At 69.7% G+C, this 16,482-nt stretch carries 15 protein-coding genes and 1 pseudogene; 6 read left to right on the forward strand and 10 right to left on the reverse strand.

Features of this window, described 5'->3' with window-relative positions:
- Positions 1-2: 2 nt before the first annotated feature.
- The gene (locus WMF22_RS04325; protein ID WP_438034933.1) at positions 3-1,178 is read right to left on the reverse strand and encodes an STAS domain-containing protein; all 1,176 of its coding nucleotides are present in this window, start codon (positions 1,176-1,178) and stop codon (positions 3-5) included.
- Positions 1,179-1,243: 65 nt separating this feature from the next.
- On the opposite strand from WMF22_RS04325, the pseudogene WMF22_RS04330 reads away from it, so the two are divergent.
- Positions 1,244-1,405, forward strand: a pseudogene (locus WMF22_RS04330) (zinc-binding dehydrogenase); the annotation flags it as partial.
- 136 nt (positions 1,406-1,541) lie between these two features.
- Here WMF22_RS04330 and arsN2 read toward each other — a convergent pair.
- The 6 genes from arsN2 to WMF22_RS04360 all read right to left on the reverse strand — a co-directional run bounded on the left by arsN2 (position 1,542) and on the right by WMF22_RS04360 (position 5,613).
- Positions 1,542-1,982, reverse strand: coding sequence for an arsenic resistance N-acetyltransferase ArsN2 (gene arsN2, locus WMF22_RS04335; protein WP_437297846.1), 441 nt, complete (start codon positions 1,980-1,982; stop codon positions 1,542-1,544).
- Entirely contained in the window at positions 1,979-2,389 is a 411-nt protein-coding gene (locus WMF22_RS04340; protein ID WP_438034934.1) for a low molecular weight phosphatase family protein, read from the reverse strand. Before WMF22_RS04340 ends, arsN2 begins: the two co-directional genes overlap by 4 nt.
- The gene (locus tag WMF22_RS04345) at positions 2,386-3,102 is read right to left on the reverse strand and encodes an aquaporin (protein WP_437297848.1); all 717 of its coding nucleotides are present in this window, start codon (positions 3,100-3,102) and stop codon (positions 2,386-2,388) included. Before WMF22_RS04345 ends, WMF22_RS04340 begins: the two co-directional genes overlap by 4 nt.
- A complete protein-coding gene (locus WMF22_RS04350; protein ID WP_437297849.1) occupies positions 3,089-3,565 on the reverse strand; it encodes an ArsI/CadI family heavy metal resistance metalloenzyme in 477 nt (158 codons plus the stop codon). Before WMF22_RS04350 ends, WMF22_RS04345 begins: the two co-directional genes overlap by 14 nt.
- A 44-nt stretch (positions 3,566-3,609) precedes the next feature.
- Positions 3,610-3,915: an ArsR/SmtB family transcription factor gene (locus tag WMF22_RS04355; RefSeq protein ID WP_437297850.1), complete on the reverse strand. Its 306-nt coding sequence runs from the start codon at positions 3,913-3,915 to the stop codon at positions 3,610-3,612.
- A gap of 327 nt (positions 3,916-4,242) precedes the next feature.
- Entirely contained in the window at positions 4,243-5,613 is a 1,371-nt protein-coding gene (locus WMF22_RS04360) for a glycoside hydrolase family 15 protein (protein WP_437297851.1), read from the reverse strand.
- 427 nt (positions 5,614-6,040) lie between these two features.
- Between WMF22_RS04360 and WMF22_RS04365 the strand changes: the two genes are divergently transcribed.
- Both WMF22_RS04365 and WMF22_RS04370 read left to right on the forward strand, forming a co-directional pair.
- Positions 6,041-6,943: a LysR family transcriptional regulator gene (locus WMF22_RS04365; protein WP_437297852.1), complete on the forward strand. Its 903-nt coding sequence runs from the start codon at positions 6,041-6,043 to the stop codon at positions 6,941-6,943.
- 97 nt (positions 6,944-7,040) lie between these two features.
- On the forward strand, positions 7,041-7,463 hold the full coding sequence (locus tag WMF22_RS04370) for a DoxX family protein (RefSeq protein WP_437297853.1): 423 nt from the start codon (positions 7,041-7,043) through the stop codon (positions 7,461-7,463).
- Between the two features lie 51 nt (positions 7,464-7,514).
- On the opposite strand, the gene WMF22_RS04375 is transcribed toward WMF22_RS04370, so the two are convergent.
- A complete protein-coding gene (locus WMF22_RS04375; protein ID WP_438034935.1) occupies positions 7,515-9,335 on the reverse strand; it encodes a CotH kinase family protein in 1,821 nt (606 codons plus the stop codon).
- A gap of 332 nt (positions 9,336-9,667) precedes the next feature.
- Here WMF22_RS04375 and hcp point away from each other — a divergent pair, with 332 nt between their 5' ends.
- Positions 9,668-10,969, forward strand: a complete 1,302-nt coding sequence (hcp, locus tag WMF22_RS04380) for a hydroxylamine reductase (protein WP_438037236.1) — start codon at positions 9,668-9,670, stop codon at positions 10,967-10,969.
- Between the two features lie 74 nt (positions 10,970-11,043).
- Positions 11,044-12,729 (forward strand): delta-60 repeat domain-containing protein, encoded by a 1,686-nt coding sequence (locus WMF22_RS04385; RefSeq protein WP_438034936.1) that lies wholly within the window; start codon positions 11,044-11,046, stop codon positions 12,727-12,729.
- 45 nt (positions 12,730-12,774) lie between these two features.
- Here the strand turns inward: WMF22_RS04385 and WMF22_RS04390 are convergent, their stop codons facing one another.
- Positions 12,775-14,232: a glucose/sorbosone family PQQ-dependent dehydrogenase gene (locus WMF22_RS04390; protein ID WP_438034937.1), complete on the reverse strand. Its 1,458-nt coding sequence runs from the start codon at positions 14,230-14,232 to the stop codon at positions 12,775-12,777.
- A 463-nt stretch (positions 14,233-14,695) separates the two neighbouring features.
- Positions 14,696-15,382 carry a hypothetical protein gene (locus WMF22_RS04395; protein WP_438034938.1) on the reverse strand — a complete coding sequence of 229 codons (687 nt, stop codon included), beginning with the start codon at positions 15,380-15,382 and terminating at the stop codon, positions 14,696-14,698.
- 302 nt (positions 15,383-15,684) lie between these two features.
- On the opposite strand from WMF22_RS04395, the gene WMF22_RS04400 reads away from it, so the two are divergent.
- Positions 15,685-16,476: an OmpA/MotB family protein gene (locus tag WMF22_RS04400; RefSeq protein WP_437297858.1), complete on the forward strand. Its 792-nt coding sequence runs from the start codon at positions 15,685-15,687 to the stop codon at positions 16,474-16,476.
- The last annotated feature ends 6 nt before the right edge of the window (positions 16,477-16,482 follow it).

Here is a 16,482-nt window from a genome sequence, read left to right on the forward strand (position 1 = left end):
GCTCACCGCTTGCGGGACGGAGCCTCTCCACGGGGCAGCGCCGCCGGCCGATGCGCCTCTCCGCGGGGCAGCGCCGCCGGCCGATGCGCCTCTCCACGGGGCAGCGCCGCCGGCCGATGCGCCTCTCCCCGTTCGCCTCGCTCGGGCGCGCGCGCCGCGACCGCCGCGCTCCGCTGCGCCGCGACCGCCGCGCTCCGTTGCGCCGCGACTGCCGCGCTCCGCTGCGCCGCCCCGCGGCGCGCGGCGAGGGCCCGGGTCAGCCCCTCGGCCAGCGTCGCCGCGGTGTCGAGGCCGCCGAGGTCGACGCCGAGCTCGACAAGCGTCTGCGCCAGCGCGGGCGAGACGCCCACCAGCGTGCAGGACGCGCCGAGCAGCCGCGCTGCGGACGCCGCCCCGACGAGCTGCGCGGCGGCCCGGGCGTCGAGCGCCGGCACGCCGGTGATGTCGAGCAGCACCTGCGCCGCCTGCTGCGCGGCGATCGCCTCGAGCAGCCGCTCCAGGAGCGCGCTGGCCCGCGCGTCGTCGATCATGCCCACGATGGGGAGGCAGAGCACGCCGTCCGCGACGCGGATCACCGGGACGCTCATCGCCTGGATCGCGTCCCGCTGCGCCGCGATCACCCGCACCGTCTCTTCGAGCTCCCGGTTCCGCGCCTCCAGCGAGGCCTGGAGCGTCCGCTGCTCCTCGATCAGGGCCTCGTATTTGTGCTGGATCTCGGCCGCCTCCGGGACGGCGAACTGGAACAGCACGCCCTCGAAGCCGTCCCCGGCGTCGCGCACCGGCACGCCGAAGGAGCAGACCCACACCGCGCCGCCCGCCTTGCCCGTGAGCTCCTCGACAGCGTCGGTGTCGTAGCTGATCGGCGGGATCGCGACCTCCTCGCCGCGAAAGAACCGCTCGACGTGCGGCATGATCCCGTTCTCGACGAGCTGCGGGTCCTCCAGCATGTTGTAGTTCAGCTGGAAGAACGCCTCGGCTGGGGCCCGCCAGAGCGCTTCCCAGCCGGCATTGACGGCGTGGGTCCTGCCGACGGGGTGGTGGATCGACACGCTGAAGCAGCGCGCCGCCATCAGCGCGCGCCATCTGCGTGCGTCCGCCCGCAGCGAGTCCATCTCCTGCTCCATCGCCTCCAGGCGGCGAGCCAGCTGAGCGCTATCGTCGTCCCCCTCGTATCCCATATGCCCGAGTGTTCCCCGAGCGGCGCCGGGCTGTCCAGCGCCGCACCGGGCGAGCGGGCGAGCAGGTGAACGTCGCGCAGTCGCTGGGGGCAGACAGCGTCATCGATTATACCAAGGAGGATTTCGCCAAGGGCGGCGAGGACTACGACATCCTCTTCGACGCCGTGGGCAAGACGTCGTTCTCGCGCTGCAAGGGCTCGTTGAAGGAAGGTGGCGTGTTTCTCTCGACCCAGGTCGCGCTGCCGATCCTTCTTCAGAGCGCGCAAGAGGGGGAGCGTTGCCATCTCGGTGGCGTCCGAGGACCGAGCCTGACTCCGCCCCGAGGAGCGGACCCCGGAGTTGAAGCTGCGCGGCCTCCTGGCCTCACAAGCGGAGCACCAGGCAGGCCGCCGAGGCCGGGCAGGCGCCGGCGAACTCCAGGGAGGCGGCGAGGTCGGCTGGAACCGCCTCGCGCGGCGTCGAGGCGAAGCCGAGCGCCCGGAAATAGTCCGCAGCGGTCGTGGTCAACAGGTAGACGGCCTCGAGCGACTCCACCCGCGCCGCATCGATGCGGTTGGCGACGAGCGCCCGGCCGAGCCCTTGCCCGTGAAGCGTCCGCTCCACGGCCACGGAGCGCAGCAGGCCAGCTCGCCCGTACGTCTCGAGCCCAGCTACGCCCACGAGCTCCAGGCTGCGCCGCATGATCACGTACGCGGCGGGGAACTGGTCGAGCAGGCCCGCCGTCGGTAGCTCCGCGCGGACAAGGAGCTCCCGAACCACGTCGAGATCGCCCGACGCAGCCGGCTCGATCTTCGCGTTGCTCAACTCCACCCCTCGGCCGCGATGAGCGCCTCGACGCGCGCCTTCACCTCGTCGCGGATAACACGGACGCGCTCCAGCGGCTTTCCCTTCGGATCCTCCAAGGGCCAGTCGTCGCGGCGAATGCCTGGGACCGCCGGACAAGGTTCGCCGCAGCCCATCGTGATCAGCATGTACGCGTCCGCTGCGAGCGTGTCCGTGAGCTTCTGCGGCGTCGACCCGGACAGGTCGATCCCGACCTGGAGCATCACCTCGCGCACCTCGGGGTGAACGCGCGAGCCGGGCTCGGTGCCGGCCGAGATGGCGCGCGCCTGCGACGGGTTGACCAGGGCGTTGAACCATGCTGCGGCCATTTGCGATCGGCCCGCATTGTGGACGCAGGCAAAGACGATCAGCTTCGGTGTGGTTGTCATGACGTGCGGGCCTCCTCCCGTGGAACGACGACATCGGATGCGCGCTGGGGCAGGTTTGGCACCAGCCAGCGGAAGAACACTGTCGCGGCCGCAGCGCCGGCGACCTGGGCGACGATGAAACCCGGGGTGTCGATGGGACGGATGCCGGCGAACGTGTCGGTCGCGGCGCGGGCGACGGTGACCGCAGGGTTCGCGAACGAGGTCGATGCGGTGAACCAGTATGCGGCGGTGATATACGCACCCACGGCGAGCGGCACCGCCTCGGAGCGCCGGCGCGAGCATCCCCAGATCACCGCAAGCAGACCGAAAGTCGCGACAAACTCGCTGAACCACTGCGACAACCCTGTACGGACGTGCCTCGACACGAAGAAGACCGGCAAATTGAACATCGTGTCTGCTGCGGCTACCCCGGCGAACGCGCCGGCCACCTGGGCGAGCACGTACGGTGGCACCTCGCGCCAGGGAAGGCCGCCCTGCGAAGCGTCAGCCACGGTCACCACTGGGTTGAAGTGCGCGCCGGAGATGGGCCCCAGGGTCAGGATGAGGGCGACCAGCGCAGCACCCGTGGCGATCGCGTTCGCGAGCAGCGCCATGGCTGCGTTGCCGCCGGCCAGGCGCTCCGCCATGATCCCGGACCCGACCACCGTCGCGAGAAGGAGGGCCGTCCCGAGCGCTTCGGCGACGGCCCTTCGGGTGAGATCAGCGCGCTGCATCGCCGAGCTTCGCGGGCGCGCAGCAGCCAGGCGCGCAGCACGCCGCCTCGCTCTTCGCAGGCTCGCTCTTCGCAGGCTGGCTTCCCATCACGTCCGCGTCGCCCTTCACCACGAACACCTCCCACGAGTTGCCGTCGGGGTCCTCGATCCAGACCTTGTCCTGCACCGCATAGCAACACGCGGTGTTCTCCTCCGTGAAGGTCTTGAGCTCGGCCGCCTCGAAGGCGCGCCTGGCCTCGAGCACGTCGTCGGTGCTCGCGACCTGGATGCCGAAATGGCTCGCGTTGACGCCCGTGCGCGGCGCCTCTTGCATGGTCAGGTTGAGGGCAGGCGACGCAAGGTCGAACTTGGCGTAGCCAGGCCGACGCTTCGCGGCGCGCACACCGAACGCCTTCTCGTAGAACGCGACCGAGGCATCGATGTTGGAGATGTTCAGCGAAACGTGAGGCTTGAGGACGTTCATCTCAGGTGCTCCTTCCAAATTTTTCGAAATAATGGAGAAAAAAATTAACAGCAACTCTTCCCGCGCTTGCAGCAGTCCTCCCAGATGTAGTCCGTGAGGCCGCGAAGCGCCGCGTAGTCGGCGCTGTAGTAGTGGAACGTTCCTTCTCCGCGCGTCCTTAGAACGCCGGCGTCGACGAGCCGCTTCAGGTGATGGCTCAGCGTGGATGCAGGCATGTGCATGTGCGCCTGGATCTCGCCTGCGGATGCGCCGTCGGCGCCGGCCTGCACCACGAAGCGCAGAACCGCGAGGCGGACGGGGTGACCGAGCGCGGCCAGTTGTTCAGCGTGACGCTCCAGTGTCGAGGGCACGCACTACTTCTACGGATCCAGAAGTAGTTGCGCAAGGGGGTTCTTCCAAAAAAATCGAAGTGGTCGAAGCGGCCGCTCGGACTGCGCCCTGCGCGGTGTTCGTCCGGAACCCGAGCGCGCGATGACGAGGCTTTTTCGGTGGTCATGGGCTCGGCTGGGCAGCGAGCCGCCTGAGCTCTCCGCGCCGCGCCCACGTCCCTGGACGGCGCAGCGGGTTGTCCGTCGAGGGCGAACCCGAGGACTTCCCGCCATACAGCCTTTGAGTGAAGTTCCTCCGCGCGAGTGAGATATCACCACCCCGGGCGGCCGACCTCGTGGAGAACGAGGCTACCCGTGGCGGCTCGGAAAATCCCCCACAGCGGCCTCGCGCGCCCTGACCGCGCTCCGGAAGGTGGCGTAGCTCCAGGTCAGATCGCTCACGCTGCATTCGTACCCGTTGTCGCGATCGAACTGCTCGCTCAGCTGGAGGCGATCGGAGTGGTAGATCACCGCCTCGAGCATCCTGTCGCCCGCGTCGATCAGCTTCGCCGCGATGTCCGGATCGGCGGGATCGCTCACGCCCACCTGCGCGAAGAACTTCTGCGTCGTGGCGTTCACGAGCACGGCGCCGGGGGAGCTCTTGATCTTCGCCGCGAGCATGAAATAGAGCTCCGCGAAGTTGCACGTCGTGAGCGCCCACGGGTGACCGGCGTCCGGACCAGCATCCGACAGGTTGCCGTCGTACGTGTCCTCCGGGTACCGCCCGATCATCGGCCCCCTGCTCCGAGGCAGCGCCCAATCGGCGTCGTTGATGCGGTACCGCCGGTCGCCCTGGGTGAACGCCTCGCGCACCAGCGCGGCCGTCGAGAGCAGCACCGGATCCGCGCAGTTCGTGGAGCCGTAGACGGCCGACATGACGACATCGACGTTGAGCGTCGCTCCCCTGCCTTCGACGGGCCTGCCGTTCGGCCCCGTGATGGACGCGTAGTACGGCTGCCCGTCGTACGTGCCCTGGTGCGTCGCCATCTGGCTGCCCAGCCACTCCGCGGCCGCCCACATGTCGTTGATGTACGGAGAGAGCCCGTGCTCGTCGGCGCGGCTGATCAGCGAGAGGAACGCCTTTCTCTGCACGGAGCGGGCATAGAAGCTGAACCCGGCCGTCTCCTCCCAGAGGTTGTGCGTCTGCTCCTTGTAGGCCGAGAGGAGGTACCGGGTGTCCTTCTCGATGACGGACCTGGCCGTGGCGAGCGCCTGCAGCGAGAGCCGATCCTCGATGGCGAGCAGGGACAAGATGCGGTGCGCCGGGCCATCCGTCTGCGAGGTCCAGTTGTCGCGCACGGTGCCGTCGATGTGGAAGCACGCCAGCGCGAACCTGCTCGCTCGCTCGGCGTTCTCCTGGCACAGCGCCGAGAACATCGTGTAATCCTCGCAGATGGTCCGCGCCGTGAAGACCGGGTTGTCGAGCGCCTCCGGAATGCAGATGGCCGCGTCCCGGATCCAGTGATGCACATAGTCCTGGTCGGTCTGACCCCTGTCGTCCGGCGTGGACGGGGACGCGAGCACGCACCCCTTGACGGACTGCATCGCGCCCTTGCTGAAGACCCAGGTCCCCGTCGCGATGTTCCGCAGGAGGAGCACTTGCATGTACTTGCTGATCGCGTCGAACGATACGGACGAGACGTCGACGCTCGTGCTCAGGTAACCGAATGAGCTGGCCATGGAACCCCCTCTCTCGTGGTTTGCTCCTTTATAGCGGGGCGCCGATCCGGGCGCTACGCGTGATCGCGGCGACGTGGTGTGGGAGGCCCAGCTCGAACGCCTTCTTGCTGCCATCCATTCGCAGGCCCGGGCACGGGGCTTGCTGCTCTCGTGCAGAAATCCCGCGTGGAGCGACGCCGCGACAGGCGGTGCCGGTGCGTCGACAGCAGGCGTACGGCGGTCGCGCGCCGCGTCACGCGGCCAGCGGAGCGTCGCGGCGTCGTCGCCTGGTCTCCTCTGAACGTCGCGCTCCTCTGAACGTCGCGCTCCGCGAGCGGCCCTGGCCGCCCGCCGCGCGGCATCGCCCCTCGCCGGGCCGTGGCGGGCGGCGCCGAGCCCGGGATGTTCGCTGTTGCGAACAATCCGCCCCGCCGCGCACAGTGGGCGCATGGTCGACCCGCTCTTCGACGATCTGCCCGCCCTGCTGTGCTTCGCGCGCGTCGTCGAGCGCCGCTCGTTCACCGCGGCCGCGGCGGAGCTCGGGGTGTCGAAGTCGATGGTGAGCACCCGGGTCGCGCGCCTGGAGGAGCGCCTCGGCGAGCGCCTGCTCGTGCGCACCACGCGCAAGCTCACCGTCACGGACGCCGGCATGAACCTCTATGCGCGCTGCGCGCGCGTGCTCGAGGAGGCCGCCGCCGCGGTGCGGGGCGCGTCCGACGCCGACCGGGGCCGCATCCGGCTCAACGCGCCGGTCAGCTTCGCGCAGATGTACCTGGCGGAGCCGCTCGCGCGGTTCCTCCGGGCGAGCCCGGGCGCGCACGTCGAGCTCATGCTGAACGACCGGCTCGTCGACCTCGTGGAGGAGCGCGTCGACCTGGCCATCCGGATCACGAAGCTCAAGGACTCGAGCCTCGTCGCGCGCCAGCTCGCCACGACGGCGCTGCACGTGGTCGGCGCGCCGGGCTACCTCGATCGGCGGGGGCGGCCCGAGCAGCCCGGGGATCTCCTGCGCCACGACTGCCTGCGCTACCTCCACCTGCGCGTCGAGGACGAGTGGCGCTTCTACGGGGCCGGCGGGCGCCTCTCCGTCCCCGTCTCCGGCCCGCTGACGGCGAGCAACGGGACGGCGCTCCGCGAGGCGGCCGTGTCCGGGATCGGCCTCGCGGTGCTGCCGCGCTTCATGGTCGACGAGGATCTCGCGGCCGGGCGGCTGGTCACGCTGCTCGACGCGTTCGCGCCCAGGCCCATGGGCATCTACGCGGTGCACGCGGCCGGCCGGCGCCCGCCCGCGCGGGTGCGGCGGCTCATCGACCACCTGGCGGCCGCGTTCCGCGGCATCTCGTGGGCCTAGCGGCAGATCGTTCTCCCCGGAGAACAATTCGTTCCCGGGCGCGCTCTACCGTGGCGCGGCGCCGGGGCTTACTCCTCGGTTCATGGAGGCATCAACTATGAACCGTGTCGAAGCGATCCTCTCCGTTCCCCGCTCGGCCGAGCTGGCCGCGCTGATGTTGCGCCTCGGGCTGGGCGCCGTGTTCCTGGCGCACGCGCTCGCCAAGCCGCTCGTGTTCACGTTGCCGGGCACCGTCGCGTTCTTCGCGGCGAGCGGCTTCCCGGGCTGGACGGCGTATCCCGTGTTCCTCGCCGAGCTGCTCGGCGGCGCGGCGCTCCTCGCCGGGCTCAGGACGCGCCTTGTCTCGCTCCTGCTGCTGCCGGTGATGATCGGCGCGCTGCTCGTGCACCTGCCGAACGGCTGGATGTTCGCCGGCCAGGGGGGCGGCTGGGAGTACGTCGCCTTCCTGATGATCGCGCTCGGCGCGCAGGCCCTCCTCGGCGACGGCGCGTTCGCCGTGGGCCGGCTGCAGCGCAGCTAGCGCCTCGCCGCGCGCGGCCGAGCAGGGCCGCGCGCGGCGGCTCGCGCCGCGTCACGGCAGGTTGGCGTCCATCCAGGCGAGCCGGGCCCGCAGGAAGTCGCGCATGCTCTGCAGCTGCCCCTCCCACGTCGGCGCGGTGGGGCCGCCGAGGAAACCCTCGCTCGACTCGATGATGCTCGACACCGGCCACTTGGCGAAGTCGCGGACCACGGCCTGCGCGAGCGGCGCGCTCAGCCTGTTCATGCGCTCCTCGATCGCGGCCTCGGACAGGTGCGTCTGGCGAAGCGCCGTGTAGCGCGCCTTCACCTGCGCCATGAAGCTCGGATCCGCGGTCAGCTTCTGATACCAGTTGTTGACGTTCCTCGTGCCGCTGAAGCGCCAGCCGGTGTCGGTCGCCGATTGCGGCGTCGCGCTCAGGGCGCCCACCCCGCCGAGCGCGAAGTTGTAGTCCCACAGCGGGCCGGCCTTGAGCTTCTGATCGCGATCCTTGAAATAGTAGGCGCTCCGCACGTAAGCGTCCACGTTGAGCGTCAGCTCGCTGATGATCAGGTAATCGATGAACGACGGCACGTCGATGAACGACGCGTAATCGCCGATCGGCGTCTGGTGGATGCTGTCGTGGAACTGCTGGATGTACTGCGTCAGCCAGGTCGCCTGCTCGTCGTTCAGGGGATCGGGGTCCACGACCTCGAGATCGATCCAGCACGTGCCGCCCTCGTCGGGACGGGGACCCCCGCCGGCGCCGAAGCTGAACGACGGGAGGGGATCCGACCCGGTGCAGGTGAGCTTCGGCTCCTCGGCGGCCGCCTGGTCGAACTTGAAGATGTAGCCGCCGCTGATGTCCGGCAGTGCCCGGTCCGTCTCCTCGAGCTCCTTGAGATCGGTGCGGACCTTGTTGTTCTTGATGGTCTCCGAGATCCAGTAGATGCCCTGGTAATCCGCTTCGCCGATGACGCGCGCGTCGTAGTTCAGGTAGACCTCGGCGAACTCGACCCGTGGCACCTGGAGGCCCATGTCGCGGCCGAGGCCGTAGGTGAACGGATTGCGGATCAACGTGCGGTCGTAGTAGGGAGGGATCAGCGCCCAGTCCGAGTCGGCGGGCATGCCCAGCACCGGGTAGTCGAGGTCCTTGTCGTCGTTGCCCCACAGCTCGAGCTTGTACGGTGTTTGCGGGAAGTTCCGCGACGACTGACCGCGCACGTGGTACCCGCCGCGCATCGCCTGCGTGGGCAGCGACGCGATCGACGCGACGCCGTTGACCGGCTCCCAGATCATCACCGCGGCGTCGAAGTAGACCTCCTTGTCCGTCGGCTTGCCCATGCCGTAACCGTCCATGATCACGATGGGAAGATCAGAGGTCGCGTCGAAGGTGCGCGCGATGTAGAGGCCGGTGCTCACCGCGCCGCTCGCGGCGCCTCCAACGAACGCCTGCGCGCGGACCTGCGTCGTTTCGGTGAGGGTCACGGGCTCGCCCGTGTACAACGTGGACGACGCTGTCGGCAGCAGCCCATCCAGCGTGTAGCGGATCTCGGCCCCCTCGATGGGGGTGGACATCCCCACCTGGATCTGATCCCTGAACGTCTGGCTGGGCGTGGAAAACGACACGTCCCCGATCAGGGAGGGGGGCGGCGCCGTGGTGCCGTTGCCGTCGCCGCCGCCGCCGCTGCTGCTGCCGTTGCCGCCGCCGCTGCTGCTGCCGTTGCCGCTGCTGCTGCCGTTGCCGCCGCCGCTGCTGCTGCCGTTGCCGCTGCCGCTGCCGTTGCTGTTGCCGTTTCCGTCGCCAGCCGGTGCCTGGCCGCAGGCAACGCTCAGCGAGATCAGGGCGAGCGAGATGGAACGGTGAAACCGGGCAAAGCGCCCTCGTTTGACCATGGTATGATTTTCCACTGCGACCTCATTCAGAGTTCAAGGATCCTCCATACTACTGACACACAGGGCTGCCGCGCTATCCGTTTCAGGCGCGCGCACCATTTGCACCCCTGCGCCGTGATTGCGCCTCGGCCGGCGCGGGGCAGCGCCCGAGAGCCCGGCCTTGTCCCCTTCTGGCCTCTCGGGATCCGGGGCGAGCCGCCGGCACGATCGTTGATTGACGTCGTGGCCGCCGAGGACGCGCCCTGCGTGGCTGCGCTGCGGACCACGCGCGCTCTCCGGCCGGCGCCCGCGCGGCGCGCGTGGGCCCACAACCCTCGAGGTCCGTCATGACCATGTTCTGCAACCAGTGCGAGCAAGCATCCCACGGGACCGGGTGCACCACGGCCGGCGTCTGCGGCAAGGACGAGGACGTGCAGTCGCTCCAGGAGCTCTTGATCTACGGCGTGAAGGGCGTCGCCGCCTACGCGCACCACGCGCGGAAGCTCGGCATGCGCGACGAGCGGGTGAACGGCTTCCTCGAGGAGGCGCTCTTCTCCACGCTGACCAACGTGAGCTTCGACCCCGAGGCGCTCCTCGAGCTCTGCATGGAGTGCGGCCAGGTGAACCTCCTCGTGATGAGGATGCTCGACGAGGGCCATCGCATGCGCTTCGGCGAGCCGCAGCCGGCGATGGTCCGGGAAGGCACCGTGGCGGGGCCGGGGATCCTCGTCTCGGGGCACGATCTCTCGGACCTCGCCGAGCTGCTCCGGCAGTGCGAGGGGACGGGCGTGAGGGTGTACACCCACGGCGAGATGCTGCCGGCGCACGCGTATCCGGAGCTCGCGGGCCACCCGAACCTCGTCGGCCACTACGGCTCCGCGTGGCAGCACCAGAAGGCCGAGTTCCTGGCGTTCTCTGGGCCGATCCTGATGACCTCGAACTGCGTGCTCGTCCCGAAGGAGGCCTACCGCGATCGCCTGTTCACCGCCGGCGTCACCGCGGTGCCCGGCGGCCGGCGCGTGCGCGGCGGCGACTTCTCCGAGGTCATCCAGGCGGCCCTCGCGAGCCCGCCGCTGCCCGACCGCTTCGTCCGCGAGACCGAGGTCGGCTACCACCACGAGGCGATCCTCGCCCACGCGGGCGCCATCGTGGAGGCGGTGAAGGCCGGGAAGATCAGCCGGTTCTTCCTGATCGGCGGCTGCGACGGCCCCGAGGCGGCGCGCAGCTACTTCACGGACTACGCCGCGCAGACGCCCCGGGACTCGTTCATTCTCACGCTGGGTTGCGGCAAGTACCGTATTCGCAACCAGGACCACGGCACGCACCTCGGCCTGCCGCGGCTGCTCGACATGGGGCAGTGCAACGACGCCTACGGCGCCCTCCGCGTGGCGGGCGCGCTCGCCCAGGCGCTCGGCTGCGGGGTGAACCAGCTGCCCCTGACGCTGGTGATCTCGTGGCTCGAGCAGAAGGCCGTGGCCGTGCTCCTGACCCTGCTCAGCCTGGGCGTGAAGGGCATCGTGCTCGGGCCGCGCCTGCCGGCGTTCCTCTCGCCGAACGTGCTGCGGCTGCTGCAGCAGCGCTACGATCTCCGGCTGACCGGCAGGGCGCCGTCGATGGACCTGCTGCAGCTCCACCGGGCGCCCGCGAGCGCCTGAGCGCCTGTGCGCGAGCGCCCGCGAGGCGGCCGCCGTCTCGACGCCGTCCCGCGGGTGACCTAGCCTGGCGGGCCGTGAACAGCACAAGCCATCGACGAACCGCCGCCCTGGCCCGCGTGGCCGCCCGCGCGGCCCTCCTGGGGGGCGCCGCGGCGCTCCTCGGCTGCGAGGCGCTCCTCGGCATCGAGGACGTGTCGCTCGACTCGGGCGCCGGCGGCGGCGCCTCGTCCTCGACCTCGACGCACGGCGGGGGGACGGCCGACGGAGGCGGCGGGCAGGGGGGCCAGGCCGAGGGCGACTTCACGTTCGCGATCCTGGCGGACTTGGTCGATGTCCCTTACAACGGCGTCAACCACGTCACCGTCGCGATTACCCGCATCGGCGGCTTCGACGAGCCGGTCGTTGTCGACGTGCAGGCGGCGCCCGTCGGCCTCGTCGCGGACCCGATCACCATCCCGTCGGGCAGCAGCAGGGGCACGCTGGAGGTCGGCGCCTCGGGCGCGCTCACGCTGGGCACGGCGTTCGACCTCGACCTCATCGCGACCTCCGGCCGGATGGCGCGCACCGACAGCGCGCGCGCCGTGGTCACGGGCAAACCCGGCACGCTCGACGAGAGCTTCGGCGCGGCGGGCATCACCTCGTGGAACCTCGCCTCGGACGGCGGAGGGCTCCACGACATCCGCCAGGCGGCGTCGGGGCAGATCCTGACCGCCGGCAACAGCATCAACGGCCTCGGCGCGGCGAAGCTCGAGGGCTTCCGCGTGCTGCGCGACGGCTCGCTCGACGCCGCCTTCGCGGGCGGCCGGGTGACGAGCAGCTTCTGCAGCTGCACGGAATACCAGGAGATCCGCGGCATCACGCGCCTCCTCAACGGCGCCGTCTTCCTCGCCGGCTACGCCAGGGGGGAGGCCACGGACGACATCGCCTTCCTGCGCTACCGGGACAACGGGACGCAGGACACCATCGACTCGGCCAACACGGGCAAGGGCCTGATCGATCTCGGCGGCGACGAGCACGTGACGGCCATGGATCTGTCGGCGTCCGAGCAGCTCCTCGTGACCGGCGAGCGCGATGGGCAGCTGTTCGTCGCGGCGATCAACCCGACGTACGGCTACCTCGACACCAAGTTCGCCACGGTGGGGTGGATCGCGCCGCTCGGCGTCGGCCCGAGCGCCGGCACGGCGCTGGCGGCACGTCCGGACGGCTTGCTGGTGGCCGGCTGGGCGGAGCAGGGCGGCGATCGGGACATCGTGCTGGCGCAGCTCGCCGCGAACGGCGCGGTCAGCGGGCTGGGAGACCTGACGATCGTGAGGCCCGGCGAGCAGGAGCCGGTGGCCGTGGTCGTCCAGCCCAATGGCAGCATTCTCGTGAGCGCCCGGAGCACCGAGGCGGGATCGAGCGACTTCCTCGTTGTGCGCCTCGACGCCGACGGCCTGCTCGACACGACCTTTGGAGAGGACGGCTTCGCGCTCGCCGGCCTCGCGGGCGGCGAGGCGGTCGACATGGCGCTCATGCCCGACGGCCGCATCGTTGTCGCCGGCAACGTGGGGCAGGGCGCGAACAGCCAGCCCACCCTCGTGCGCTTCCTGCCCGACGGCGCGCTCGATCCGACGTTCGGCGACAAGGGCGTTCAGGCGCTCTACCTCGGCGAAGAGGACGTCGTGCAGTCGATGACGCTCTCGACCGACGGCAAGCTGCTCGTGGCCGGCACCCGGCAGACCTTTCCCACCCACGGCCTCGTCGCGCGGCTCTGGAACTGACGGGCCTGCGCCGGTACGACGCAGGCCCGCGACTCCGGTGCTGGCTCAGTGGGATGTCGTGTACTTGAACTCGAGGATCGCCCCCGGGTTGTCCAGGACCGTCGTGACGCCGCCGGTCGGTCCGCTCGTGTTCCCCGTGGTGTCCGTGATGATGTAGAAGGTCTTGCGATCCGGGCTCATCGCGAGATCGCGGTACCGGTTCGTGGTCTGGAAGAGGACGGTGGGCTCGCCCTCCACGGTCTTCCCGTTCGGGCTCAGCTTCACCTTGTACACGGCGCCCTTCTTGAGGGAGGTCATCAGGAGAGCGTGATCCCACCCGGGGATGCCGTGCCCGGCAGGGTAGTAGTGGAGCGAGGAGGGCGCGATCGTCGGCCAGCAGATGTACTGGCTGAAGCCGCACGCCCAGTCGAAGAAGACGTAGTCGTTGGGGACCGTGTAGAAGGTGAGGAGCGGCTCCTTGAAGTCCGGATGGCTGAAGGCGCTCTCCAGCTGCCGCGGCACGGACTCGGGAGGAGCGAAGTCGCTCCAGAAGAGCTCGTTGCACGGCGTCGGGCTCGAGGCCGACCAGTTGTCGTACGTGTACGCCTGGTCGTCCTGGTAGCCGGCGACGTACGGCCAGCCATAGTTCTTGCCGGCCTGGACGAGGTTCAGCTCGTCGTCGCTCTTCGGCCCGTGCTCGTTCGCGTAGAGCTTGTCGCCCCGGCCGAACGTGAGGCCCTGCGCGTTGCGATGGCCGTACGAGTAGATATGGCTGCGGACCCCGTCGATCTTCGGGTTGTCCTTCGGGATCGAGCCATCGACGTTCAAGCGCAGGATCTTGCCGACGTATTTCTGCCAGTCGTGCGCCGCGACCTCGGCCGCCGTGGGCAGCTCCTGCGCGCGGTTCGGGTTGCACATCCTGGCGAACTGGTTGTTCCCCTGATCCCCGATGGTGTAATAGAGCTTCCCATCGGAGCCGAACAGGAGCCGCGCGGAGTTGTGATCGTCGCTCCCGGGCAGGCCCGTGATGACGTCGACAGGGCTCCCGAGGGTCTCGGTCACCCGGTTGTACGTGTAGCGGCGGATCTTCGTCCTGCGGTCCACCGCTGGATCGGCCGCGACGTTGTAGGTGAAGGAGACGTACACGTAGTCCTTCCCTTTGTGCTTGAGCAGATCCGGGTGCAGCGCCAGGGCCAGCAGCCCGTCCTGACCTCCCGACTGGAACGCCTCCGGGATGGTGATCGCGGTCTTCTGAAGGCCGTCCTCCGGCCTCACGCGCACGACCCGCTTCCCGGTGCGCTCGGTGAGCCACAGGTAATCATCCGGCCCCCAGACGATCCGCATGGGAAACGAGAGATCCCGTACGATTTCACGCGAGGTGAAGGTCGGCTCCTCGCCGGAGCACACCTCGTCGCCATCACCGGCCTCCTCGGCGACGATGGCCTGAGCATTGGATTCGAGCGGCTCGTCCGGGGGACCCGCCGGGCCACATCCGGTGAGGCTCCACGAAGCCGTGGTGAGCAAACCAACTCGAGCCAGAACAACAGCCAGGTTGCGTGAGATGAAGGGCGACATAGGACTACCTCCCTGTCTCGTTCACGGGACGTTCAGTGTGTCGGCGCTAACCAGATCCCACCGCGCGATGGCGTGGCGGACGCGCCGGATAAATCACGGCATACAACCGGGGATTGCGAGACATCCGGTAGGGCCCTCCCCGATTAGAGTAAGGTCTTTACTATAGCAAATGTGGAGCTCGCTCGCACTGACAACGTTGATTTGCGATGTCGATGGATGACATTGTGCGTGAACGAGCCACTATGTCGCTCGTGGCGCGAACATGGCTGCTCTCGCGCGCGTGGCGTCGCCTGCGCCTCGGCGGACTTCGTGTCCGGGTCGCCGTGCCAGGACGGCCGAGCGTCGCAGCTCGGCCGAGCTCGAGATGTGGGGGGTCGCGCGGCGCTCGAAGGAGCGCTGGATCTCGGTGGGGTTACTTCGCCGGCGCCGGCTCTGCGGACATGTCGAGCTTCTCGATCGAGCGCGGGGTCCCGAAGCCGGGCCCGCCGAGCGCGGTCTCGACCTTCAGATACACGTCCTGATGCCCGGAGGAGCGCGCGGCGTCGAGGAGGACGTCATTGCGGTAGAGCGTCACGACCAGCCCCGCGACGACCGACAGCGCGAGCGTCAGGCGCTGCGCCCGGCCCGTTTCGCGCGCGCGGGGCGCCGCGTAGGGCGACTCGTTGAACAACTCCGGCTCCCGCGCCTCCGGCATCCACGGCGGCGAGGTGGGCCGAGACGCCGCGAGCATCGCCGCGGGCGGCGCCTGCACCTCGGTCCGCGTCACGAGGTGAGGCGAGCTGTCGTCCAGCGCTCGGAGCGGCATCGTGTCGCCGAGCGACATCGGGGCGCCGAGCGGCATCGTGGACGACATGGGCGACGCCACCGGCGTCGGATGGTCGGAGTCCATGTTCCGCCGCGCAGGGGCGCGCGGGGGGGGCGGAGGCGGGCCGGGGCGCGCCGTGCTCGGCGGAGGACCCTGGACCTGCGCCGGCTCGGGCGGCGTCGGCTCGATTCCCGCCACGACGCCGAGCGGCTGCCAGGCGGCCATGCCAGGGCGCCAAATCTTCGTCGTCTCGTCGATCACGTCGAGACGGAACAGATCGTCGAGCTTGTCCAACGTGAGCACCTTGATGTCGTCAGGCGCGATCGCGACGTGCCAGAGACTCTCGCGATCATCGGTTGCCGGAACGGGCGGCGCCGGACGCCTGGCCGGAAGGGGCGGCGGTTTCATACAAAGTCCTCCCTTGCGTCCCCGAGGATGCCACGGCGCGAGCGCACCGTACACACCGACATGAGGCGCCGCGTGCTTTCGAGACGGTGCGGATTTTTGCAATGAGTGAGGTGTGACCCGTGGCGCTGGCGGGATCCTCGCCATGCCGGTATCCTCGCCGGCGATGGCGGCGGAGCATGGAGGCAGTCATGAACATCGCGGATGAGGCGATCGCGGCCGGCAACAGCGCTGGATCGTCCAGCTTCCGACGCTGGATGCGCGTGATGCCGGCGCTCCTCCTCGTCGCGGCCGCCGCGTTTGTGGCGGCATATTACGTCCCGCTTCACCGCGCTCACGTGCTCTTGCTGGAGGAGCAGCGGAAGTCGAACCAGAGGGCCAAAGAGCTCGAACAGACGCTGAGCCAGGTGCGCGGGGAGCTCCAGGCGAAGACGGCGCAGATCGAGAAGGGCGAGGCGGAGCGGCAGCAGACCGAGGCCGCGAAGAAGTCGGGCGTCGAGCGGGTCGGGCAGATCAAGGCGGAGCTCGCGGGGAAGCTCGACAAGCACGTCAAGAAAGGGGTCGCGGCGGTCGCGGTCGCGGAGGGACAGGCGTTCGTCGCGCTCTCGGAGAGCGCGGTGTTCCTCCCCAACACGGTCGACGTGAGCCCGCAGGGGCAAGCCCTCCTGTGCCAGGTCTCGGGCGCGCTGTCCGCGAGCGGCGGCGGCCAGGCGCCGCTGCGCGTCGGCGCGGTCAGCGGTCCTCCGGCCTCGGTGCCGGCCCCCTTGCAGGCCGCCTATCCGACGCCGTGGGAGCTCTCCGCGGTCCGGGCGGCGACCGTCACGCAGGCGCTCCAGGACAAGTGCTCGGTGGCAGGGGCCCGGCTGTCGGCGGTGGGGCACGCCGAGCACGACCCCGCGGCCGCCGCGCTCGGGGAGACCAAGCTGCCTCCGGGGCGCGTCGAGATCTCCGTCGCGCTGCCGGCGGCCTCCGCGGAGAAGTGACGGTCG

The organism is Sorangium sp. So ce204 (genome assembly GCF_051526795.1).
GTDB classification, from domain to species: domain Bacteria; phylum Myxococcota_A; class Polyangia; order Polyangiales; family Polyangiaceae; genus Sorangium; species Sorangium cellulosum_B.